This window comes from Anditalea andensis (assembly GCF_000714815.1).
Lineage (GTDB): Bacteria > Bacteroidota > Bacteroidia > Cytophagales > Cyclobacteriaceae > Anditalea > Anditalea andensis.
Genome location: NZ_JMIH01000023.1, coordinates 283,281 through 309,368, shown reverse-complemented (window position 1 = coordinate 309,368; position 26,088 = coordinate 283,281). Strand labels below are relative to the sequence as shown.

Genomic DNA, 26,088 nt, shown 5'->3' with positions numbered 1-26,088 from the left:
GAATAAATATTTTGTGTATCCCTCAGTAAGTTAACTTATATGCCACCACTTTGTTTTTTTGGAAAGTAGGAACAAACAAAATCCGGTCCTCTTTTATATAACCAATATCCGCTGTATTGCTTTGCTCTGCTTTTGTATCCAAAATTTTGTGCTCATTTTCACCGTCTATTAAATAAATTTCGCCTTGCCATCTACTCGCCAGCCACTTCTCTCCATCGATATGCTCCAGCCCGTCACCCCCTGTAACGGTAGCGTTGATTATTTCAAAATTTCCTTCATGGTCATATCTTTTCATGCCTTCCGCATCGAGACCATACATTTCTCCCTGCTTATTGAACTGTAGGCCATTGATATTGATCTGTTTTTCTGCTACAGTGACTACTTCACCGTTCTCTATTTTGTGTATTTTTCCTTGGCGCATATCGGAAAAGTATATATGTTGTCCATCAGTGGCAGCATCATTTAAAAATTCTGCTCCCTGGACCGGATACCGTCTTTTTATCTCTGCGGTAGCAATGTCTATTTCCAAAAGCTCATCAATGTCTGTGACAAAAAGCGAACCGTCCAAGATCGCCATTCCCTTTGGGGCATTCAAACCTTTTACCCAGTTCCTACTCACGATATTTCCCTTTTTGTCTATAATGGCAATAGATCCTATACCATCCTTTTCAGTTCCGTCTCCCTCTATATTGGATACGAATATTTGATCTGTATTCTCGTCATACAGTACAGATTCACATGTAGTGAGTGTAGCCTCGGTCTCCCATAAAAAGGAAAGATTCGGTTTCCCCTCCTGAGTTTCTGTTTGGAATTGCTGTGTTTCCTTTTGGCTACAATGAGTAAATGCTAGTATTAAGGTCAATAAACAAACAGGAAGTTTGGTGATTTTCATTCTGATAGTTTTTGGATGTAGAAGTTTTATACTAATATACTTATTCTTTTATATATTGTGCTATGTGATTTCAATAGGATGGCCTGTATTTAGTGATGCATTTTAGGCAGACCATTTATATATTTTTATTTCATTATGATATAGCTATCTTTTATATTGGATTTTTTTATGTAAACCTTTAAATATGAATACGCAAATGAAGACCAATTTTAAGATCAGTACCCTTATTGGGTTTTTGGGCGTGTGCTTTCTCATGTCCTGCTCTGCTGCGCCTGCAGACCAGGATGAGGAGTACACAGACCTTTCCGAAGACGAACTCCACGATGTAGCTAGAAAAATGGCGCATGAATTTATAATGGTGGATGGCCATGTAGATCTTCCTTATAGAATGAAAGTAGGCGGATTTACTTTACAAAGGGAAATGCTCGATGTATCTGAAAGGACAGATGGAGGTAATTTTGACTATCCCCGTGCCAAAGAAGGTGGCCTTGATGCACCATTTATGTCTATATATATCCCTGCCAGTTATCAAGAAAATGGAGGTGCAAAGGTTTTTGCAGATTCTCTTATCAAAATGACTGAAAGAATCGCAGTAACATGGCCTGATAAATTTGCTATGGCCTATTCCCCTGCAGATATTAAAAGAAATTTTGAAAAAGGACTGATCTCTCTGCCCATGGGTATGGAAAACGGGGCACCTCTCGAAGATAATATTTCCAATGTAAAGTATTTTTACGATCAGGGCATCAGGTATATTACCCTTACCCATGGCAAAGATAATCTTATAGGAGACTCTTCCTATGATGATGCTGCTACCCATGGTGGGCTCAGTGAATATGGTGAAGAAGTCGTGAGAGAAATGAACCGAGTAGGGATTATGGTGGACATATCGCATGTATCCGATAATACTTTTTATGATGTGATGGATATAACTAGTGTTCCTGTGATAGCTTCCCATTCTTCAGCCAGAAAGTTCACCCCAGGCTTTGAACGGAATATGGATGATGAAATGATCAGAAGGCTGGCTAAAAACAATGGCGTGATCATGATTAATTTCGGAGGAAGTTTTATCGATGGGGACTACCAAGAAAAAACAAATGAAGTGCGTGAACACATCGTAAATTGGCTGGCAGAAAAGAATTTAAGTAGAAATGATCCTGAAGCTCAGGCGTATATCACTGCATACTCAGCAAAACACAATCCCTTTCCGGATGTCAAAAAAGTGGCTGACCATATAGATCATGTAGTGGCTATAGCAGGAATAGATTATGTAGGCCTGGGATCAGATTATGATGGAGTAGGGGATTCTTTGCCTACTGGGCTGAAGGATGTTTCCATGTATCCTAATCTGATAGCAGAATTGTTGAAAAGAGGATATAAGAAAGCTGATATAGAAAAATTGTGCAGCGGCAATATTTTTAGAGTTTGGAAAGCTGTAGAAGATTTTGCGGCGCAGGAAGGATGATTCAATCATAAGGGGGCTTCATAGGGCTCCCTTTAAATTTTTAGATTATTCATCGGGCAGCAAGTTTCATTTTTAAGTTATTCACTATCTGGGGTTTTTATACAATATTATATATTTTAATTGCTGAAATTATAATGATATTTTTTTATATTGCTATATGCTTTCTTGGTATAATTTATGGTTTATCCAAGGCCATTAGGGTAACAATTCATCTTACATTCTGGAGTCCGAATGTCTGTTATTAGTATATCTTAATTTTACCATCAGGCCATTTATCCTTACTTTGATGTAGGGGCCGGCCAAAAAGTGGATTACCAAGAGTCATATTTATTCTTCAAGTAAACTATGAAAGGTAGGTCATGAGAGAATATATAATCTTATATCCTGATTATTTTGTACTGATCATAATCTGTGGTATTATGATCATTAGGGTCATCATGCTTATCAGCAAAGGAGGTTATGGTGATGATGATAAAGGTGATGATGGGGATGAAGGAGAGGATGACGACCCTGTTTTAGACCTTCCACCAGGCATCGACCTTCCCCTGGAAGAAGAGGAATTATCTGTTCGATAAGCATTTATTTTTTAAGCATATACCAATCATTCGGGTCTATTATTGGGGTAGACCCGCTTTTGATAGTAACTGGTTTTTTTGTTAATATCATACGTTCTGTACCCGTGGAGGTCTTGATTTCAACAGGAAGATTGATGGGCGTTATGCTGATTTCATATCTTTCTCTTCCTTTTTTATTGATCTTTACTTCAGGGATTTCTGTAGTGTACAGGTATAAATTAAAAAATTCCTTGAGGTCCATTCGGCTATATTTTTCTATAAAATCTATAAGTCCTTTGGTAGTGATACTGTTTTCGTAAATAAAGCCCTCCTCACTTGTGATAGCTTTGAGCATAGGGAAAAACACCTCATCACCCAAAATAAACCTGAGGGAATGAACCACGTAAGCCCCTTTGGTATATATCTCTCCATGATAAGCTTCTTCTGCTGTAGCATTATGGTGAGCTACTAGGGTTTGTTTGTGTTTTATGTTTTTTTTCTCAGAATTTGCTTTTTCTCTATATGCCGCTTCTCCCGCGTGTTTTAGAAAATATAGCCAGTCTCCATAAGCGGTAAAGCCTTCATGTATCCAAAAATGGGCCCAGTCATTTACACTGACTTTATTGCCCCACCATTCATGCCCCAGTTCATGATGTAGGAGCCAGTCATACCATGTTTCCCCCATTCTGACGAATTGAAAATTGTTTCCGTATCCATTTATAGTCTGGTGCTCCATGCCTAAGTAGGGTGTTTCTACTACAGCAATTTTATCTAGAGGGAATGGGAATTCGCCAAAATAACTTTCATGTGTCCGGGTACTATTTTCAAGGACGCTCAATAAAAGCGGGGCCTTATCTTTATTCTCATCCAGTACAAATACCATCATAGGTATGCTATTTCCCTCTATAGAAGTATAGGTCATCTCTTCTTTATATAGCATTCCCAAGGTGAAGTTGATATTATAATTGTTTATGGGATAATTGGTGGACCAATGATAGGTTGTTTTATCGTCTTCTTGTACCGTGTTGACCAGACGGCCATTGGATGCTATAAAGTATGGAGATGGTGCTGTCAAATATAGATCCACCCCATTACTAGGTTCACTGGATGGATGATCCTTTACAGGCATAAAGATTTTCGCTCCTTCATTTTGGGATGATAGTCCCATCCAATGATTCCCACTTTCATCCTTCTCCCAGGTAAATCCCCCAGACCAGGGTGGATTGTTCGCTACAGGTGTCTTACCCCCGTAGTAAATTTTCGCCTCTGTGGCACATCCGTCTGGAATGTAGATATCAAGTATATCATTTTTATGGTCGAAATTTACTTCCTCTTCATAAATTTCTACTTTATGGACTGTATACCTGTTGATCAGATTTAACCGTAATGTATCCAATCTTCCATCACATGCTATTTCTACCAGATTGGATCCGTGGATTTCTTGCGTATCGGGGAAAAACGCTAAGGATAAAGTATACCTCTGAACTTCATACCTTGCCTGGAGTGGGTCTATAGGGCCTCCCCAAGTCCAGTTCTGTTGATCTTGTCCAAATACTGATGAGGCAATAAGAAATGCTATAAGTAGGAATGAAAAGTGCTTCATCTTTTATGTTTTTGAAAAGATAATCATTTTGGATCAAAATTGCATTTCCACTGCTTTCTTTACTTTTAAGGGGTAATCGCTGACCAATACATCAGGCTTCTTTTCGTATATAAAGTCCACATACGATTTACCACCATCTTCCTTGGCCAATTTATCCACTTCGCCCATTGTATCTGTGAGAATAGTGACACCTGCTTTTCTTGCCTGCTGATAAATTTCCGCATCCGCGGTTTTGTTAATATACCCTATCAAAAAATCTGTATTATGAAATATTTTCAAATAGTAATCTATATCTGTTATTTCTTTTATTAATGCGGATATAAGGAATTTTTCAGGGTATGCCAAAGCTTCGTCAGTCCTGTCTCTAGTAAAAGTCAAAAGCATCACCCTATCCATCATATTCATTGATTGAACTTCTTCCATAACTTTTTTCACAGGAGCAGCTTTTACATCCAACATCAGGTACGCACCATTTTCTTTGGCCCATTGAAGTGCTGCTTTGAAGGCCGGAATGGGTTCTTTTGTTCCCTTCAGGACACCTTGGTCCAGTTCTTTGCTATGGGTATCCTTTATATATCCTTTTAAATCAGTAGTCCGGTCCAAAGTCTCATCATGTAACAGGTATAGCTTGCCATCTATACTTTCCATGATATCTATTTCATGTATTTTAATACCCTGGGAGAGAGCCTCTGACATCGATTGGATACTATTCTCTTCTTTTCCTAAGGCACTTACTCCCCTATGACTGCATATGGAAGTGAGGTCTGTTTGGATCAATTGTCTTAAGGACTGGCTAAAGGAAGCCGTGTGGATCAACAGTAAGAATAAAAGCTGAAAATATTTCTTCATGGAAGAATCAATTTTTTTTTGTGGAACAAATAAGCCCTTCTCTGTTTATTTTTAAATCTATTTGGTATCAGTGGTGTATTAAAGTTGGAGGATACTGATCTTAAGTTAAATTGAAGAAAAAACAAAAAGCTGGGCAGCCTTTTATTAAATGGTTCTAAGTAATATAAGGTAGTTGTTCTGTTTAGCTGGACGTATAAAAACAAGTTGGCCCTACTTTTTTGTAAGGCCATTATTTTGTCATTAGCAGCTTAATCTTCCATTATATTATAACTGTCTAGCTGTTCTTGCACCCAGTCTACATATTTTGAAAGATGAAATTCATGCCACCTTTCCTTGTATTCTTTTGAACTTTCTACCAAAAACCGGAAATTGGAGGCAGCCTTGCTTTTAGCCAAAGCATTGAAAAGTTCTTCCTGAAAACCTTTATCCTTTACCTGTCGGTCTGCAAAATCCTCCATGATCAGACTTTCATGGTGGGGCTCCATCCTAATGAATTCTACATAATTATCTGGATTTTCTTCTATTTCATCCAAAATGTCTTCCTCCTCCGGCGTAAGGTCATAACTGAAATGATCTTCATCATCCGGCATAGAATACATTTTTTTGGAATCGATTTTATAGAAACAAATCAAGCCTTTGATCAGCAATCCGGCGATTTTTTCTTTCTGAGCTTTATCTAGCGATAGCATTATCTAAAGAATGTTTGAAAATTTCAAGAAAAATAAGGAGTTCAAAAACAAAATCAAATCCGTAACCGATTTATACTTAAAAAAATATTTTTATGGCCATATTTCCGTCCCCAGTGCCAAGTAAAGTTTGGATGAGAATCATCCTTCATTGTTAAAACATTAGGTACACATAATTAATAGCTTTAGGAGAAAGGGGGATAAATAATGGATATGCAGGTTGAGATTTTACAACATGGTTTCTATCTCGATAGGTAAAAGGTACAAACCATGCCCTGTTATCGTCAGTATGACCATATGAAACTGCCATAACTGATAAAAATCTTTTTTTTCATTTCATGAATAAAATAAGAAATCACTTTCTATAATTATCTTTGATGCATAAAATCACTTCGTTTGGAAGCTGAGATGGATAATACATAATTTTCTGATAAAATAGATTATTCATTAGTGGGAATACTTGATACATTACCTATAATTGTATGATATAACCCTGATGATTAAAAAAAAATAATTAATGATGGACGTAGTATGATTAAATTTTGAAAAGAATTATCTGAATTCGAAATCAATTGGTTGAATATTCAGTTAGACTAATACGCCCTCCTGAATTATATACATTACCCCAAGTTTATGAGCCAAACAATCAAATTTATTGATTCAAAAAATTCCCTCTTTTTTAATACCTTAAGAAAAAGAGTGGAACATTATTTTGTTTCCAACAACATTTCCAAAAAAGCCAATACAGCCATGGCTATAAAAACAGCTGTCTACCTCCTCTTCTTTGTAGGTTTTTATGCACTGATCATTACCGAAGTTTTTTCTATATGGGTATCTCTTCTTCTGGCTGTGGGTTTAGGCATGACCATGGCATTTATAGGATTCAATATCTGCCACGATGCACTTCATGGATCTTATTCTTCTAAAAGCTGGGTAAACAAAACCTTGGGGTTTCTATTTAACATCATCGGGGCTAATGATTACGTATGGAACATAACCCATAATCAAATACACCATACTTATACTAATATAGTTGGACACGATGGTGACTTGGAAGTCGCGCCGGGTATGGTAAGGATCTCTCCGAGTGAAGAAAAGAAAAGTTTTCATAAGTACCAGCATATTTATGCATTCATGCTATATTCATTGGCATCTATGTCTTGGTTTTTTAGAAAAGATTATCTGAAGTTCTTTCAGAAAAGTATAGGAAAACACCAAAATAAACACCCTAAAATTCAATATTTCAATCTGTTTTTCTATAAATTTATTTACTATAGCCTATTTATCATTATCCCTTTAGTGGTAATGGATATTACATGGTGGCAATTTGCTATTGGATTTTTGGCTATGAATTTTGCAGAAGGTCTGGTATTGGGCCTGGTTTTCCAACTGGCTCACCTGGTAGAACAGACGACACTACCAGAACCGGAAGAAAATGAAAATATAGAGGAAGCGTGGGCAGAGCACCAGCTTAGGACTACTGCTAATTTTGCAAGGAAGAGTAAAGTGGCCACATTTTTATGTGGAGGCTTGAATTTTCAAGTTGAACACCATTTATTTCCTAAAATTTGCCATATCCATTACCCAGTTTTGTCTGAAATAGTAAAAGAGACTGCATTAGAACATGGATTGCCTTACCATGACAATGAAACGTTTTATTCGGCACTTAAGTCTCATTATAATTTTTTAAAGAAGGCAGGTAATGCTGAACAGGTACTGCCGGTAGAAAGGATCGCTGTAGAGGCATAAGTTAATAATATTCGTTTTTTTCTAGTTGTCTGGATATAAGATTAAAAAAAACAAAACCCGGAGAAGTCATATTTCCGGGTTTTGTTTTTTTTATAACCTGCTTCTCTTTTTATATCACTTCTTAAATTATTGGACTCCTTATATATCTGGGTGTATGAGATTCCTATATTAATTAAGTGGCTTAATTTGATAGAATTATGCTCAATTAGCAGCTTGTTTACTTTGAATATATTGCTTCGAGGGCATTAGTGAGATATGCAAGTGGGGCATTCCAGTTTATAGCTATTTCGTTAGAGGCATAGGAACAGGTCTCATCGATATATGATTCATCTGGAATATTACTAGGGTAATCGCAGTTGTCCTGCTGACCGGGATTTGGTCCTCCTACCAGAAAGCCTGGAACAGGGGCTTTATCAGGTTCAGCTTCGGAAGGTCTATGGTGAGGGTATAGCGGAGTTTTGGACCCATATCCTGTGATAAAACTGTATCCTGTGGCATTCCTGCCAAGTATATAATCTAGATTACTTAGGGCTGCCTCTAGGTACTCCTGCTTGTCACTTAATAGGTATGCCTGGATAAGTAAAATTCCCTGATTGGCAGCATTAGAGTTACTGCCCCAATTAAAATCACTTGCATTTTTACCCATAACTGAATGGAACCTGGAGTTCTTCACTGATTCCACATAGACATCGGCCTGGTTTAGGAGCTGGTTTTTGGCTTTATCCAAAACATCTTTAGGGGGGTTGTTTAATTTATTTCTGTGTCTTAACAGGGAATAATATCCTAACCACCCTACATTGGACCAATTTGGTAATGTAAAGCTGTCAACTGGACCTGAAATATTCTCCTGATAACTGATGTTTTGGGTACTGATATATAATTCAGCAGCGGCCCAAATCCACTCATCTTCTACATTGTTATCCCCATAAGTGCCGGTTTGAATTTGAGGAATATGTATTTTGTTGATTTCATCCTGTCGGTAAAGTTGTGCTGGGTTTAGCTTTGCCCAGTCCCATGCCTTTTCTGCTGCATTTAGGCATTCGGTAGCCAGCGATGGATGATATTGTTTATATATCCTGCTAGCCTGCGCCATCACAGCGGCAAAATTCAGTGTCGCAGCGGTACTTTTGGCTACCATATATCTTTGATTTGTAGCCTCATGTGGCATCACCATGCCTTCAAATTCAGCAGTGGTCAGTTTATGGTAAACACCACCATCATTTGGGTCCTGCATTTTTAGCATCCATTTTAGATTCCAAAGTATCTCATCGAGAAGATCAGGATTTTGATTGTCAGATTCGGGGATGTTTAAGTTTTGATGGTGAAAATAATCATTAAAATCCTCATAAAGGGATAGCAGCGTACCCATAGTGATACCACTGTTGACTATATATTTATTATAGTCACCGGCATCATACCAGCCATAGGGGGCAGATACAACACTCCCTTCAGGTCTTTGTTCGGAAGCAGCAGAGGCATGGATCTTAACCTGGTCATCCGGATGGCCTGCTTCTCTAGCCCATATACCAGCGTGTTGTTCCAAAAGAGGGGAGGATGCCCTGTTATAGTAGAAAGCTTTAATGGATCCTTTAGCCAATTCTTCAAAAATCCCGTCCTCAATTTTAAAAGGATAAGATTTACCTGCGCTTGGGATAACCAATCTGTACTCGCCTTTTTGGGTAAATGCAGAAAAATCAGCCAGTTTCGTTTTTTTATCTGAATAATCCGAAGATACAGCTTCTGAAAGATCACCTTCGTATACTGGTGTGTTTTCATCAGCTTTGGTAAGATAGAAAGTTCCTGTAGCTTCATGAGCTGATATAGCTGCAAATTTTTTAGATTCCGGATAATATCCGATCTGATTTAGTCTGATTGCTTCAGTTTCTGGGAAATTATAATTAAGATTACTCCGGTGGCAAGAGGATAAAAATCCTGCGGATAGTATAAATAGGAGGTATAGTTTTTTTCTCATGATCAATTTACGATGGTTAACACAGGTTTTAAAATAGGGTTTAATTGACATTGTTTTTCATTCGAGTGGCTTGTAAATGGCTACAGGTTGGTTATGTATTCCTATATATAAGCTGCCATTTATATTTAAGGTAGAATTGACATCTCCATTTACGCGAAATCCAGAAATGTACTGGGAGGTATATGAATATTCAAAATTATCATCTGCTTTAAGCAATATCCCATAATTTCCATCGATCTTTCCGATTTTAATTCTGCTGTAATTACTGTTACCTGCAAAGAACAGAGCTTTGGGTTTGCCCTCTAGAGAAATGACTGATTTTACAGGTGCCATTTGTACCTGATAGGGAAGTGGTGAAACGATATACTTCCCGTTTTTTAAAATGAACAACATGGTCTCCAAGGTGTTTATTTCAAGTATTTCTGCTTTGTCTATTTCTGCTTTAGTCAATATATCTTCTAAGGTGGCTTCTGCATATTGACCATAGGAAGAAAACACTGCTTTCTTCCTGTACATCTGGGCCGCCAGTTCGTCTCGGGACAAAATAGGGTAACGCTTTCCATGTATATAGTAAGATAAAATGGGATCTACCGACCCATTTTGGTCAAAATCTGCAAAATGAAGCTGCATGGGTTCTTTTCTGCTAGCTCTGTATGGTGAATTTAATCCATGGTTACCTAATATTAACTCTACCTGCCCATCGCCATTAAGATCTGTAATTAACAAACATTTCCATAAACCTCTAAAATTCTCATCAATTAACTTATCAGTTATATTTTCCAGTCTATTACCATAGGAGCTTAATATATAAATCGGTGCCCATTCGGAGGCTATTACCAATTCCTGTGAGCCATCTTTATTTATATCAGTTACCACAGCATCATTGATCCGTTTGAGAGAAGATAAAATCGGCCATTCATCTCCAGAGATCATTTTAAAAGCCCCATTTCCTTTATTTAGAAGTACATAACTTTCGTCTGATTCCGGAAATCTACCAGGAACATATGTTCCTCCGATAAATAGATCGGTATAGCCATCATTATTAATATCCATTGGTACTACCACAGAGCTGCTGTTAAAGATTTCCGGTATGGTTCCAACTGTACTTTTTGTAAAATTTCCATTACCATCATTAATGTAAAGTTCGTCCCTTAACTTTTGGTCCCTGCTTTTAAATTGGTGATAGCCTCCTCTGACTATATATAGGTCTAAATGGCCATTTCCGTTCGCATCTAAAAATGCTGCGTGCACATCGACAGCTTCTGCATTATACTCAGAGAAAGCATTGGACTTATTAAATTCTCCATTTTTGTTTTGGATAAAAATTTTCCCAGCTTCTCCATATCCCCCTCCCAGAAATATATCTTCCAAGCCGTCCCCATTTACATCTGCTTTAATAAGTACAGGCCCTTTTGCACTCAGGTTTTCCATCAGCTGAGACTGTCTATTAAAGTCATTAAAAATAATATTAGAATGGGCCAGCTCACTAATGGAAGGTTCGCTTATCCACTTGGGGGATGTGCAGATTTTTTCTTTTGCGGGAGTATTGGCATTGGATGCAGATAAAACTAGGCGTTGATTGTATTCAGGGTGAATTATAGATTCGGAAGATCCACCTGGCCAATTAACGATCAATGAGTCTATTCTTTTCCAATCTCCTAGTCCAAAATGGAGCACTGGACCTACATTTCCTTGATAACCTTTATAAAGAGTCTGTTCCTGCATTTGGAGTTGGCCATCCGAGTATATAGTAACTTTGGTCCCCAGAGCTAGGGTGTTTTTATTTTTACCTTCCAGTTCTATTTGCAAAAAATTTGATTGCTGGGATTCACGTGAGTTGTTTTTGTAGAGGAACGCGGATTGATTAATATTATTGATCACCAGCTCAAGGTCTCCATCATTGTCCAGATCTACATATACAGCGCCATTACTATTACTTAACTGATTTAGTCCCCAATCGTTGGCCATATTAGAAAAGCGTAGATTTCCTTGATTTTCAAAAATATAGTTCTGCAAAGGGGTGGTGGGCATGGTATGGATCAGTTCTATCAATCCATTCTGTGTTACTTTTTGGTTTTGGAGATACTCCTTCCTGTTGTTTATAAAGTCTAAGTTAGTTAAGTCTTTGAGGAAGCCATTGGAAACAAATAAATCTTTTTTACCGCTATTATTAAAATCAGCGAATAAAGGTGTCCAGCTCCAGTCGGTATTAGATATCCCCGCCAGTTGGCCAATTTCACTGAAGGTACCGTTTCCATTATTCATTTGAAGCATATTACGCATATACTGGTGGTGGAGACCTACCTTCACAAAAAGGTCAAAGTGGTCATAATTTTCCGGAGAGAAAAGCAGTTTTTGCCTTCGGTTATCTTCCGGAAGCATGTCCAGGGTATATATATCCAGTAGGCCATCATTGTTAAAATCAGCTATATCCATTCCCATAGTATATAAGCTGGTATGCCCTATCTGCTCATTTATGCGATCTGAAAAAGTACCGTTGCCATTGTTGATATAGAGATAGTCGGGAGCTGAATAATCATTTGCGATGTAGATGTCAGGGTATCCGTCCCCATTTACATCAGCCACATTTCCACCTAATCCATAGCTCAGCGGCGTACCGCTTAAACCGGCTTCTAAGGTAACATCTTCAAATATGCCATCATTATTTTTAAATAGTTTTGAACTCATATCTGGGGAATGCTCCTGTAATCTTTTTCTATAATTTGATTCATCGAGATTGCTGTAGAGTTCTGGATTGTGCTGTAATAGCATGAGGTCCAAATCACCATCTAGGTCATAATCAAAAAATAAAGCTGAAGTACTGTATCCGGGATCATCTATTCCATATGCTTTAGCCATTTCTTCAAAGTAGGGGATACCCTGCTCATCAATACCTTGGTTTACAAAAAGCTGGTTTCTTCTTGCATCTGAAGGAAGATTTCCTGAATAACAAACGTATATATCCATGAGGCCATTTCCATTGATATCCACCATTACAGCACCTGTCGTCCAGTGCTCTTCCCTTCCTGCTGTACCTGTAGCCAGGGTAATATCCTGAAATTTTAAATCACCTTTATTGAGATAGAGTTTATTAGATGTCATGTTGCCGGTAAAAAACAAATCCATTAGCCCGTCATTGTTTACATCACCAACCGCTACACCACCTCCATTATAGAAATATTGATATGTGAGGATATTGGCCAATGCTGTTTCTTTAAGGTTATTGCTAAAAAATATACCTGATTGTTCGGCTGGTATTAATTCAAAAAGGGTTTGGTTTTCGGACGCAGGACCTGTGCATGCCCATAGACACGCAGTCCATAATAAGAATGGAACGAATATTCGGATTTCTACTATCATAAATTATTAATTCCAGAGATATAAAAACTCGGAGCAGCCATGAGCCACTCCGAGAATAATTAAAAACCCTTTAATTATATGAGAACATTACATTACTATTGCTGGCGCACGGCACGGACTATTCGTATATTATCTATACCTATAGTAGCACGGATATTCTGTGTCGGGTTGGTGTTTTGTATTACCAGTCTTAACTGTCTGATGCCATCATGGTCGCCTGCTAAAAAGTCTGCATAGGTACCCAATCTATTATTTCCATTTGTCAATTGGGTCATATTAGCAGAAAAAGTATACCAGGTGCCATCAGCGGTTCTTGCAAATTCGCTAAGTGGAATGGTGTAGCTTAATTCATTTTCATTTCTGTCAGGATACCATATCTGTACCGACAGATCCTGTATGGGCATGGCACTGTTTATGGCCAGTTCAAAACGGATATCAAAATTACCGGCAGGTGCTGCAGGGTTATAAAGGTTTGATGGCGTGGTGGGAAACATCTGTTCACCACTCCATGCTGCCAGATTGATCACTTTGTCATTGTTCCAGTCATTGTTGGCCGGGAAAGCTTGGTTCATGCCTGCAAAGTTACCATCCAGGGCCGCAATGCCTGGCTGTGTATTTCGGATCATGTCGCCGGATATGCCCCATCCCCAATCCCAGGGCCAGTTAAGCACACCAGGTGTATCAAAATCTGCTACCATGCCCCATCCTGAATATATCTGCGTGTTACGGTTAGTAGCAGAGGCACCACTTCTTGAAACCACTATTACATTGGAACTCTCTGAAAAGTCCAGTCCTTCAGGCACTGTGACTGTAAGGGTATTTCCCCCTGCATTGGTCTGGATGCCTGTAGTTACAAAAACATCGTCGCCCGGAAAATATACTGTATCCACAAAATAGAAATATCTTCCATATAAAGTAAGCTGGTCACCCGGGCCCACATATTGGTTCTTAACCTGCAATACCTGAGGAGCCGGAGGCAGGGTTTGGAAATCGTAAGTAGCTTCACCTGCTCTGGTGACCAGTCTTAGTTTATTTATTACATCTGGGTTAGTAGCTACTGTAGGTACAGAATCATTGATCTGAATGACGACTGTATTATTTGTTACATAAGCTGGGTTCACTCCCAGAGGATAATCATTTAAGTAGACTTCTAAGGTAGTACTCAGATTATTGCCAAGTATGGCTATGGTACTTCCCAAAGTAGCACTGACAAATGAACTGTCAGCTGTATTGGGATTGGTATTTCTTATCCTCTCGATGACCGGGGGGGCTGAAGTGTCAAATTCATCGTCCGAGCAAGATGCCATACTACCCATTAATAAAAGCAGCATCATGGCTGTCCATAGGTTTTGATGGCTTTTTAGTAGAAGAATTATATTTTTCATATGTTATTTTTATGTTTGAATGTTTGGAGGTTACCCCTGCCAATTAAGCTACATCCTGTTAATTAAAGTTATACGGTACAGGTGCTTTTCTCAAGTTAGGTGCTCTTGATAATTCTACTGAAGGAATCGGAATCCTAAAATTGCTGGAGTTGACAGGAAACCGTCTAGGTGTCACATCGGTTGCAGGTATTTCCAGTTCCCATAAGGTAGGATTGGGTATACGGTCAGGATAAATTCTGAAGGTTCCCCTGTCCTGGTTGGCTAAAATCTGGTAAGTTCTGTTAGGATCGTAGTAATGTAATTTAGTGAATTCATACCATGCCTGGCCTTCCATCGCAAATTCCATGATTCTTTCATGGAATATATCTTCCCAAGTAATGCTTCCTTTGGAATTTACACCGGCTCTTTGCCTGACCAGGTTATAATACGTCAAAGCTTCTCCGGGATTTACATCCAAAACAGCCTCTGCATAGGTAAGATAGACATCAGCCAGCCTTAATATGTAGGTGTTGATTTCCGTACCCTGTTGTACTACGCGTCCATCGTTGTCTTCTGGTCTTCCTACCACATATTTTTTCACCCATGCCCGGGTATTATAAACCCTACCCGCCTCTTCACTTTGGGCAGGCACTCTTAGCTGTTGGGCAGATCCCCCTGCTGGCACTTGCGTGATATACGTGTAGTGATCCCCCGGAAGCATAAAGGTAGCTTTTCGTCTTTTGTCAAATGTCAGGTCATCGTATAGCTCCAGCATCCATTTGGAAGCTCCGATATCTCCCCCCCATCCATCACCAAAGCCAGTGATTTCAGATCCATATGCCAGGAATGCCTGTACTGAATTCTGCGCACCCCAGGCATTGGATTGGCCTGCGTTATAAGTCCACTGTAGGGCTGCCAGGGTTTCGGCATTGTTATTATTAGCTGTTTTGAATAAGTCCTCATAGTTAGGCATTAAGGAAGCACCACTGTTATCTATGACTCTTTTAGCAAAATAGGCTGCACTGTCCATATCGGTTCTGTTTCTGGTACCACTGATACCGGCTTTGGTCAGATACATTTTGGCCAGCAGTCCTTCTGCGCTCCACTGATTGAGTCTACCACGCTGAACAGACTGGGCTGGAAGATGCTCTGCCGCAAAGCGGAGATCTTTTATGATAAACTGCCATACCGATTCTTCCGTGTGTCTGGTAATAGAGGTGTCCTGCAGTAAAGTGGTATTGTTGGTGATGATCGGAACAGCACCATAGTTCTGTACAAGGTAGGAATAAGCCAGCCCCCTCATAAATCTGCCTTCAGCTATAGCATGGTTTTTAATTCTCTCCGTCACTGCATCACCGGCAAAGGTATTGATGTTATTGATCATTGAATTGGCCTGGGCCACTACGTTGTAGAAAGATCTCCAAGCCTCGCCATTTTCAGGCGTTTCTCCTGTGGTATTGAATCTTACATTTTGAAGCTGGTAGGATCCTGATGTTAAAATTCCTCCTCTGGCATCACCTAATCCGTGGGATGCTTTATCATTATAAGTGAACCATACGATATTATATAGAGGTGCTGAAGCGGACAGGACCTGTTCATCATTTTGATAGAAGTTGGCATCCACTATGGCGTCCAATGGGGGCCTGTCCAGAAAATCCTCTGAACAGCCCATTGTGCCACCTAATGTTAGGAGGGCACTAAAGGCTATATGTCTGAATCTGTTATATATTTTCATATTTCTTTATTTATCTATTAGAAATCAATACCTAAACTAAAAGTATACATTCTGGTAAGAGGGTATCTGCCGGAATCAACTCCTATCAATTGGCTGGCTGCTGATACGTTATTACCTACATAGGCACCTACTTCTGGATCAAACCCAGTATATTTAGTGAAGGTGAAAGCATTCTGAACACCTATAGACATTCTAGCTCCTCTTACTATATTCTGTCCTGCCAACATGCTTCTAGGTACCTGATAACCTAACTGTATATTTTTGACCCTTATGTAAGAACCATCTTCTACAAACTTGTCAGAGATCCGGCCGAAATTACCGTTCAGGTCAGTTATATTGATTCGCGGCACATCAGTTTCCGGATTGGTAATGAATGGATTTCCCTGATCATCCATGCCTATTTGAGCATAGCCATATGTTTCTAGAAGCATATTTCTTCCTAAGAATATATTGTTGGGATCTGTATTAATAAATCTATTGAAGTTGTATATCTTATTGCCATAAGATCCAGTAAATAAGATATCCAGTGTAAAATTTTTATAATTGAACTGCTGGGTCATCCCAAAGCTGAATTTAGGCCAGGGATTGCCGATAAAAGTCTGGTCACGTTCATCTATGATGCCGTCCCCATTGATGTCTCTAAACTTCACATCCCCTACATATACCCCCTCTGGCCCTATAGGTAATCTGTTTCCATTATTGTCTGCAGGAACAGGGCTGGCTTCTATTTCTTCGATAGACTGGAATATACCGTCATATTGATACCCAAAGAACATCCAGGGTGGAAGGCCTACTACAGCTCTCTGCGTAAAATCATTCATATACCAGGCAGTCCTGTCTATAAAGGCTGATTCACTGAAGAATTGTGTTACATTGGTTCTGAACCCCGAGATGTTATAGTTTGAATTCCAGCTAAAACCCGAAGCCCTGTTATCAATATTGATTGTATTGATCGTAAATGCCCATCCTCTGTTATCAAGTGCTCCTATATTTACAGTAGGGGTACCTATACTCCCCGGACCATCTGTTCCCATGTACCATGGAAGCGGGTTTGGTAGGAGGAGGTTATCGGTTTTCTTTACATAAAAATCGCCTTCCAGTTGGATTCTGCTGCTGAATAAATTTAAATTAAAGCCAATGTTATTAGTAAGCGTTTCTTCCCACTGTAGACCTGGATTACCGAACCGGGATACCAAAAATCCACCTCCAAACGGTGTAGGGATACTTGGTGAGCTTAAAGGCGCAAATATAGCTCCCGCACTGCCCTGATTACCAGTAAGGCCAGTTTCTACCCTGATCTTAAATTCATCTACCCAGAGGATGTCTCTCATAAAATTCTCCTCAGACACTCTCCAGGCGGCAGATACAGATGGAAAATATCCCCACCTGTTTTCAGGACCGAAATTCGCTGATCCATCAGCTCTTATAGCCCCCTGTACGATGTACCTGTCATCGAAGGTATAGTTAATCCTACCAAAGTAAGACTCCATGGCCCAGTGGCCCTGGCCACCGCTGTTGGTAGCTCCTTGGGCGGATCCCAGTCCTAGTGCAGGTAAGTCGTTGGAAGGGAAGTTTTGTCTGGTGGCTTCCATGAACTCATACCTGGAAGCCTGTGCTTCATGGCTGGCCATTATATCTATATAGTGTCTGCCTAAAGTTCTGCTGTAATTTAAGATTTGTGCCCAGTTCCAATAAAAACTGTTTTCGGATCTTTTTATCAGCGTATTTACATCATTGGTGACGACACCTAATCTATAGGTAGGGGTAAAGAAACTACCATTGGAGTAATTTATGTTTCCATTTAACTGGGTTCTGAAAGTCAAACCTTCAATAATGTTCACATCAGCAGAAAATCCTCCCAATACACCTCTTCTTGTCAGCGAACGGTCCAAAAGATTGGCTAGTGCAATAGGATTAGCGGGAGTAAACTGTAAGCTACTGCCATTTATAGGATCAGCGCCTCCCCAGCTACCATCAGGGTTTCTTACCGGGATATGGGGCCCCATTTGTATGGCATTGTTAATGACATCCGTACTTCCTGTAGCCAACTGCTCATCGGTTTCAGATACCTGAAGATTGACCCCTAGTTTTAACCAGCTTCTCGTTTGGTTATCCAGGTTTAATCTGAGGGAATATCTTTGGAAACCTGAACCGATGGCTACTCCATCTTGATCAAAATACTCTCCCGATAGAAAGAAATTGGTTTTTTCTGTTCCTCCGCTAAGGTTAAGTGAATGCTTATGCAGGCCCGCGGTCTGGAACAGTTCATTTTGCCAGTTAGTACCAACACCTAATAGTGAAGGATCTAGGAAAGCAGCAGGAGTTTCGCCACCAATAGCAGCATTGATTTCCCCTACCATGCCAGCATACTGCTGAAGGTTCATTGTAGCCAAAGGAGACGGCTTGTCCTGTAAGCTGTATAAATAATTATAACTCACCAGTACATCTCCTGATTGCCCTCTTTTAGTTGTAATTAGAACCACTCCATTAGTACCTCTAGAACCATATATGGCTGTAGCAGAGGGACCTTGAAGGATTTCCATAGATTCTATATCACTTGGATTAAGTGCCGCAAGGGGATTAGTCCCGGCAGTAGCGCCGAATGATACCGAAGCAGGCTGTATCTGTACGCCGTCAATCACATATAAGGGCTCAGTAGTTCCACTGATGGAACTGACTCCCCGTATGTTTACTGATATGCCTCCTCCCGGAGCTCCGGTATTTTGGGTGACATAAACACCTGCCGCACGGCCTTGTAGGGCTTGTTCTACTGTAGTATTTACTGTTCTGGTGATGTCTTCAGATGAGACAGAGACATGAGCACTGGTCATATCCTTTTTTCTCATAGTACCATAACCTACCACCACCACTTCATCCAGACTGGCCAGATCTTCCGTCATAGATAGATTTATAGTAGTCTGGTTGCCTACATTTATTTCTCGGGTTTGATAGCCCATGGATCTGAAGATCAGGGTCTGACCATTTATGGCAGTAATGGTATAATTTCCATCTATGTCAGTAGCTACTCCAGCATTGGTTTCCTTTACCTGTACTGTGACCCCCGGTATCCCCAGGCCGTCAGTTTCCGAGGTGACTTTTCCACGGATTGTTACTTGTGCGTGCGCCCATCCTACTATTAGAAAGAGCAAAAGCGGTAAGAGTCTTTTCATAAAGTGTTATTTTAGGTTATTCTTGATTGTACTTGTTTCCTGACCATAAGCCAATTGGCATTGGCTTATGGTCAGGAAAAAGGGGCTTGAAAGTTTACGGTTTATGGTTCATTCTGCTTGGGGGTTATGATGGTCTATAAGGATACATTTCACCCAAAAAAATATGAACGAACCTCAATATGAGGAAAGCGAAGATTTTATTTTGGGTTTAATGCAATCGATTGAGGTCAAATTTAATCTTCCCTTTTAAGGTGAAGGTTATTCATATGTTTCTAAATAGGGTATCAAATGTTTTCACCTGCTTCAAAATGAGCTCTAATGTCTATTTGTGAAGGTTATACAGGTAATGTTTGTCAGAAAAAATTCCGGATTGAATTGTTACTCTCACTGCGTATTTATTTAAAATAGAGGTGGCCTTGATAAAACTCCATCACGTTAAACCTATTTACTGTGCTGGGTAATTGAATTTTTGACGATCTGACCCCAGGGCTTTATTTCATGAGCTTTCCACGGTCCCGTATCAGAGGAGGATGGCAAGAACATAGAGCAAGTCTCATCCTTATCAGAGACGGACCAAGTGGCCCAGCTGAGTTGGTGCTTTGCCATCCAAGTCAGCCATTCATTCCACGATTCATGGTCAATAGGACCGTCTCCTGTGGCCTCCATAGATGCACATTCTGACACAAAGATCGGAATACCCTTGCCCAAAGCATAATCTGCTCTATCTCGTAGCCACTGCTTATGTGTCCCGGCATAAAAATGTAAGGTATACATCAAATTACCATACCCTACTATAGGGTCATCTGCCACTAGATGAATGTCCTGGCACCAGTGAGGTGAACCTACTAAAATGATGTTATCAGGATCATGGGCTCTTATTGCATTGATGACGGCTATGCTATAGGACTTCACTTCATCCCAGCTTTGATCTTCAGGTTCATTGAATATTTCGTAAATAATATTTGGCCTGTCTCCATATGATTTTGCCATTTCTGTGAAAAAAGCTATAGCTTCTTCTTGCTTTATGTTATGGCTGTGCCAGTCTATGATGACATATATGTCTTCTTCAATAGCAGCTTCTATTACGGATTTTATTTTACTGAGAGACCATGCAGGATTATCTATATAGCCACCATCAGGTTCCACGCCCATCGCAGCCCTCACTAAATTAACCTTCCAATCGTTTTTGAAAGTCTTAACTGTGCTGCTATTATAAAACCTGGGCCACCAATTGTGCCATCCATAACTTATACCACGGAGGATAACTGGGTTCCCATCATCATCTACTAATTGGTTATTTATAACACTTAGATGACTTATTGAAGAAGGGGTAAATCCGTTATTTTCGTGGTGATCCTGAGCAGTAAATTTAGAAGTACAAAACAGCAAAAATAATAAAGAAAGAGAGATAGTGAGTTTCATGGGTATCTTGGGTTTGTTATTGAAAAAACAAATAAAAGCTATTTGCTATACTGGGAGGTATTCTGAATGTTTCCGATTGGGATACCAAATGTGAAATCATCCCCTATACAAAAAAATAGATGGCCTAACTGCTACTTATAGTTCCATACCTTCTGATTTTTTAGAGGCATAAGTGGAAGGAAGTGTTCCGTAATATTCTTTAAAATGTTTAGAAAAATACTTTGCATTGTTATAACCTACTTTATAGGCCACTTCAGCTATAGTTAACTGACTTTTACCGAGTAACTGGGCGGCTCTTTGTAACCTGATCTGCCGGATAAATTCCACTGGACTTTTACCTGTCAAACTATGTATCTTTTTATAAAGCTGACCTCTGCTTATACCAATTTCTTTACTCATTTGCTCTACAGAGAATTCAGGCTTGTCTAAATGGTTTTCTACTACCTGAACAGCCTTTTGGATCAATTGGTCATCCAGTGATTCTATTTCATGTTCGCTGGTATTCACAGTGATTATTTTCCGATAATGGCTTTGGAGACGTTCTCTTTCAGAAAGCAAATTGTCTATACTTGATAGCAATATGTCCAGATTAAAAGGCTTGGTGATGTATAGGTTGCATCCAGAATGTAGACCTTCCAAGTGTTTTTCTTCAGAGCTCCTTGCAGTCAGAATGATCACGGGAATATGAGAAGTCTTGATATCCTTTTTGATATGTTGACAAAGCAAAACCCCGTTCATATGAGGCATCATCATATCAGATATGATTAAATCCGGAATGAGCTTCAGTGCTTTTTCCAAGCCCTCTTTTCCATCTTTGGCCATAGCTACGCTATATTTTTCTTTTAGGCATTCCGCTAAATAGTGCCTAAATTCCTCATTGTCTTCTACTAGCAATAATAATGGGTTTTTGCCTTTTGCTCCCTTTCCTATAGCAAAATCATCGGTTTGATCATCTATATGGGTCCATGCTAATTGTTCTGAATGGTAGGGCAGATCTAAAGAGACTATAAATTCAGCTCCTTTGCCTAATGAACTTTTTGCTATTATATCTCCACCGTGCAGTCTAGCAAATTCCAATGCCAAAGAGAGACCGATACCACTACCTACATTTAATATCTCATCACCACTGTGAGACGTATAAAACCTATCAAAAATTTTAGGAAGTTCAGATTCGGGAATTCCTATCCCCGAATCTGTAAAACTGATTTTCAATAAGCCCCGACCCTCTTCTTTTTCCTCAAATTGGCAGCGTACCGTTATGTATCCATAGGATGGAGTAAATTTAAATGCATTGGAAAGAAGGTTAAAAATGATTTTTTCGATCATCTCAGCATCAAACTTGGTGTGAAGAAATGACAAATCACTTTCAAGATTTAAATTAATATGTTTGTTTTCGGACAATTCTGAAAATGCAAAAACCGATTCTTCTATAAATGAAATAATATCCCCTTCTATAGGGTTAAAAAACAAACCTTCATTTTCGATGTTTTTAATATCTAAAAGCTGGTTAACCAGGTTGAGCAGCCTTCTGGCATTTTTTTGAAGGGTGCGATATTGATGGGCATCTTCCTCCGAATTATTGTTTTTTGATAATCTATCTATCGGAGCTAAAATTAATGTTAGAGGAGTACGGAACTCGTGACTGATATTAGTGAAAAACTTGGTTTTTAATCTGTCTAATTCTTTAATTCTTCTAGTTTCTCTACTTTCTTCAAGCCTTCTGTATTTTTCTCTTTCTCTATTTACAGTGAGTTTTCTTGCTATAAATACTACGGCTACTAAGATGATGAAATATATAAAATACGCTAATGGTGTTTGCCAGAATGGAGCCATTATGGTGATGTTGATAGCATAATTTTGCTCAGGCCATTTACCGTCACTATTGGCCGCCTGTACCACTAGTCGGTATGCACCTGGATCTAGATTGGTATAAGTGACCCTATAGGGTGGTTCGGATAGCACTATCCAGTTTTCATTAAAACCTTCCAGCCGATACCTAAAATTTATTTTTTCATCTTTGACAAGATATAAAGTAGAAAAGTCTATAGAAAATATGTTCTCATCATATTTTAGTTTAAGGTGTTTGGTATTCGTTATGGAATTTTTTAAAATTTGTCTACCATCCATAAAGGATCCAATAGGTACCTGTTTATTAAAAAGATGAAATTCAGTGAAAAGAACTTTTGCCTCTCTTTGGTCAAAAGTTAAGTGGAGCGGATTTATCAGGTTATATCCATTAGGGCCTCCAAACATGAAATCACCGTTTTTCGTTTTCAGGACAGCGTTTTTATTGAAAAAAGCTGCTTGGAGACCATCTTTTTCATTAAAGTTTTTGAAGTTAATCTTAAATTGATCACTAAGTCTGTCTATGGCGGCATAGGTAAGCCCCTTTTGGGTACTTATCCAGAGATTACTTTGACCGTCCTCCAAAATAGAAATCAAATAATCAGTGGAAAGACCATCTTTGTGGTTGTAGGCTATGAATTTTTTCTGAATAGTATCATAATAGTTTAATGCCTGAGAAGTGGTGGCCCAAATGATACCCTGACTATCTGTTAGAAGTTCAGAAATATTATTACCCACAAGGCCGGATTTACCATCATTGGCCGAATAATAATGGTGATAGTTGTTCTCCAGATTAATCACATCTATACCATACCCTCCTCCTATCCAAAGATTACCGTCTCTGTCCTCCGTAAATGATGAAATATACTGGTTGTTTAACCTAAATACATCCCCTAAAACTGGATAATGAATAAAGCGATCATGCTTTCTATCAAAAAGATTGAGGCCTTTGCGAAGTGTACCCACCCAAAGCCTTTTATTGCTATCTTCATATAGTTTCCAGACATTTACATCCGATAGACTTCCGGGGTCTTGAGGGTCGTGCGTGTAATTGTGGAAATATGCTCCATTGAACCTGCTTAACCCATTCATATAAGTACCGATCCAAAGAATCCCCTGATGGTCTATCAGCAAATCTACAATAACATCGCCTGCCAAACTTTTGGGGTCATTTGGATTGTTTTTATAAGTCCGGTAGGTTCCATCTTTGCGGTTGTGGTAGATCAATCCTCCCCCGTTGGTCCCCAAGAATAAATTGCCTAGTGAATCTTCCGCAAAGGCATTGATGTCATTAAATGGTAAGGATGAATCTGCTATAGCGTTTCTGCGGATATGTGAAAATTTTAAGATACCTTGATGATAATAATTTATACCTCTTTTATGGGTGCCTATCCAAATGATATCTTCATCATCTTTATATAAGGCAAAAACTGAATTGGCGGACAGGCTTTGATTGATATCAGGATCATGCTTGATATGTTTTATATCTTTATTATACTTGTCTATAATATTCAGGCCCCCATGGTCGGTCCCTACCCATATCTCTCCTTTTTTGTTTTCTACGATTCCTTTAACGAGATTGTTGTTTAGAGGATAATCAGGGTGGTCTTCATCTATTTGAGTCAGCTTATGTGAAATGGAATTTATATGAATGATACCAAAAGGGTTTTCAGGGAAGTACATCCAAGCGTCACCTTCTGAATCCACATATATTTCGGACTCATAACTTAGGCCCACATCCAGTATATCTTCTGTTTTATAATTTCTAAGTTTTTTGAGCGTTTTGGCATCCAATACATCTACCGCACCATTCTGATAAGACACCCATATTTCATGATTGATTCCAGGTGCTATGAAAGACACATGGTTGAAAGATAACGTGTGCTGCTCCCTTGAGTTATGGGTCAAATAAGTGGTTTTTTTCTTAATAGGATCATAAACAGATATTCCTTCATAGGGATGGCCAAACCAATACCGGTTTGATTCATCCTGAATTACTACATTTACCTGTTCACTTTTTAAGGAATACATGTCTGCAAATGTGGTGATATCCCTGTCGAATATTTCTTTGTCAGCTATATAGACATTAAAGATGCCATCGACATTTTTCACCCAAAGGTTGTTATCAGGTCCATTATATATTTTGGCTATAGAGCTGTTGCTCAAAAATGTGGTGTCACTGATATCACTGTAAAATGTCCTGATCCTGTTGCCATCAAACCGGTTAAGGCCATTGGCAGTACCAAACCACATGAAACCATTCTGATCTTTAATGATTGTCTGGACGATGCTATTGGATAGGCCCTTGTTTTCATCAAGTTTTTTGAATAGATATCCATTAGTGGAAGATTGTGCTGTTACCTCTATATAAATAAGGCTTAATAGTATGAGTAATATGGACTTGTGGGTATACATCTAGGGTATGTTGGGGGGACCAAGATAAATATATTAATGAAGAAAGCCCTATATGCAGCCGGGAATTTATTTTTGTTTTGGAGTGCTAAAAGATGGCTTTTTTAAGCAATAGGAACCTAAAAAAGCTCTTGATCCTTAGGATGAAAAATATCATAACAGATCAGCCTATTCATTCATAAAAATAAAAATGAAGAATTGAATACGTTCATAGGCCACAACCTACGCTAATGTCTTTCCGATACTTAACATGACCAGAAATAAAGGGATTTAAAAAATATGCCATCGAAAATGATGGTTCTTACTTTTTTGTTATAAGCTTTGTTTTAATAAAGAACCTTTAAAAGTCAGGTAATTCGGATGGACGAGGGTAAGGGTAATCTTCACTTTTATTTAGGGTATAATAGCTGTTTAGCCCCACTATGCCTGAAGAATTTAACATTTGATAATCTATATATCCTTCATCATTTATGGCCTGATCGGCTATAATCAGATGCTGGATTTCTCCTATGACCAGTGTAGTGCCGTTTCTTTTGATAGGAATACTCTCTAGGTATTTCATTCCGATTTTGAGTAAGCTTTCTTTTACAAATGGCGCATGAAAACCATAACAATATTCTTCTGTCAGTTTGCACTGTTCGAATTCAGAAACTCCTCTGTCAAATTTAGCGGCGGTATAATGCGCCTGTTTGGAGATGGACTTATTTACTTGATTGATCGTATAATGTTCCGTCTCTAAAATGTTTTCATAGGTATGCCTCGGCACCTCGTCTTTAGGCCGTAGTATAAATCCCAAAAGTGCTGGATCACTTCCCAGATGGATCACAGAACTGAATATAGCCAGATTACTGTTTTTATCTTTGGACGCAGTACCGATCAAATTGGCTGGTTTAATTCCGGATATGGAATTGATAAGGTTAATTCTTTTTATTTTTTCCGTTTCGAGGATATTTGTTTTGTTGAGGTGCATGTGTGCATTCTTTAAGATTTTTGCTGTTTGGGAAAACTTA

The 26,088-nt window shown here is 39.0% G+C and carries 15 protein-coding genes; 3 read left to right on the top strand and 12 right to left on the bottom strand.

Annotated elements, in window-relative coordinates:
• Positions 1-22: 22 nt before the first annotated feature.
• Positions 23-892, bottom strand: a complete 870-nt coding sequence (locus EL17_RS15920) for a YncE family protein (protein ID WP_035076194.1) — start codon at positions 890-892, stop codon at positions 23-25.
• A 184-nt stretch (positions 893-1,076) separates the two neighbouring features.
• Between EL17_RS15920 and EL17_RS15915 the strand changes: the two genes are divergently transcribed.
• Both EL17_RS15915 and EL17_RS15910 read left to right on the top strand, forming a co-directional pair.
• Entirely contained in the window at positions 1,077-2,357 is a 1,281-nt protein-coding gene (locus EL17_RS15915; RefSeq protein ID WP_394332171.1) for a dipeptidase, read from the top strand.
• Between the two features lie 359 nt (positions 2,358-2,716).
• Positions 2,717-2,932, top strand: a complete 216-nt coding sequence (locus tag EL17_RS15910) for a hypothetical protein (protein ID WP_035076191.1) — start codon at positions 2,717-2,719, stop codon at positions 2,930-2,932.
• A gap of 4 nt (positions 2,933-2,936) precedes the next feature.
• On the opposite strand, the gene EL17_RS15905 is transcribed toward EL17_RS15910, so the two are convergent.
• From EL17_RS15905 to EL17_RS15890, 3 genes are all read right to left on the bottom strand, one after another.
• Positions 2,937-4,514: a M1 family metallopeptidase gene (locus tag EL17_RS15905; protein ID WP_035076189.1), complete on the bottom strand. Its 1,578-nt coding sequence runs from the start codon at positions 4,512-4,514 to the stop codon at positions 2,937-2,939.
• Positions 4,515-4,547: 33 nt separating this feature from the next.
• Positions 4,548-5,363 carry a glycerophosphodiester phosphodiesterase family protein gene (locus tag EL17_RS15900; protein ID WP_051720041.1) on the bottom strand — a complete coding sequence of 272 codons (816 nt, stop codon included), beginning with the start codon at positions 5,361-5,363 and terminating at the stop codon, positions 4,548-4,550.
• A gap of 248 nt (positions 5,364-5,611) precedes the next feature.
• Positions 5,612-6,052, bottom strand: coding sequence for a UPF0158 family protein (locus EL17_RS15890; RefSeq protein ID WP_035076185.1), 441 nt, complete (start codon positions 6,050-6,052; stop codon positions 5,612-5,614).
• A gap of 630 nt (positions 6,053-6,682) precedes the next feature.
• On the opposite strand from EL17_RS15890, the gene EL17_RS15885 reads away from it, so the two are divergent.
• Positions 6,683-7,798, top strand: a complete 1,116-nt coding sequence (locus tag EL17_RS15885) for a fatty acid desaturase family protein (RefSeq protein WP_035076182.1) — start codon at positions 6,683-6,685, stop codon at positions 7,796-7,798.
• Positions 7,799-8,015: 217 nt separating this feature from the next.
• On the opposite strand, the gene EL17_RS15880 is transcribed toward EL17_RS15885, so the two are convergent.
• The 8 genes from EL17_RS15880 to EL17_RS15845 form a co-directional block, all read right to left on the bottom strand.
• Positions 8,016-9,770, bottom strand: coding sequence for a glycoside hydrolase family 9 protein (locus tag EL17_RS15880; protein WP_035076179.1), 1,755 nt, complete (start codon positions 9,768-9,770; stop codon positions 8,016-8,018).
• 57 nt (positions 9,771-9,827) lie between these two features.
• Entirely contained in the window at positions 9,828-13,130 is a 3,303-nt protein-coding gene (locus tag EL17_RS15875; RefSeq protein ID WP_051720040.1) for a VCBS repeat-containing protein, read from the bottom strand.
• Between the two features lie 95 nt (positions 13,131-13,225).
• Positions 13,226-14,515, bottom strand: coding sequence for a glycan-binding surface protein (locus EL17_RS15870; RefSeq protein WP_035076176.1), 1,290 nt, complete (start codon positions 14,513-14,515; stop codon positions 13,226-13,228).
• Positions 14,516-14,573: 58 nt separating this feature from the next.
• Positions 14,574-16,229, bottom strand: coding sequence for a RagB/SusD family nutrient uptake outer membrane protein (locus tag EL17_RS15865; protein ID WP_035076173.1), 1,656 nt, complete (start codon positions 16,227-16,229; stop codon positions 14,574-14,576).
• A gap of 17 nt (positions 16,230-16,246) precedes the next feature.
• Complete coding sequence (locus tag EL17_RS15860) at positions 16,247-19,399, bottom strand: SusC/RagA family TonB-linked outer membrane protein (RefSeq protein ID WP_035076171.1); 3,153 nt, start codon at positions 19,397-19,399, stop codon at positions 16,247-16,249.
• A gap of 441 nt (positions 19,400-19,840) precedes the next feature.
• Positions 19,841-20,821: a glycoside hydrolase family 5 protein gene (locus tag EL17_RS15855; RefSeq protein ID WP_035076168.1), complete on the bottom strand. Its 981-nt coding sequence runs from the start codon at positions 20,819-20,821 to the stop codon at positions 19,841-19,843.
• A 135-nt stretch (positions 20,822-20,956) separates the two neighbouring features.
• Positions 20,957-25,081 (bottom strand): hybrid sensor histidine kinase/response regulator transcription factor, encoded by a 4,125-nt coding sequence (locus EL17_RS15850; protein ID WP_035076166.1) that lies wholly within the window; start codon positions 25,079-25,081, stop codon positions 20,957-20,959.
• 337 nt (positions 25,082-25,418) lie between these two features.
• Complete coding sequence (locus EL17_RS15845; protein ID WP_035076164.1) at positions 25,419-26,048, bottom strand: flavin reductase family protein; 630 nt, start codon at positions 26,046-26,048, stop codon at positions 25,419-25,421.
• Positions 26,049-26,088 lie beyond the last annotated feature (40 nt).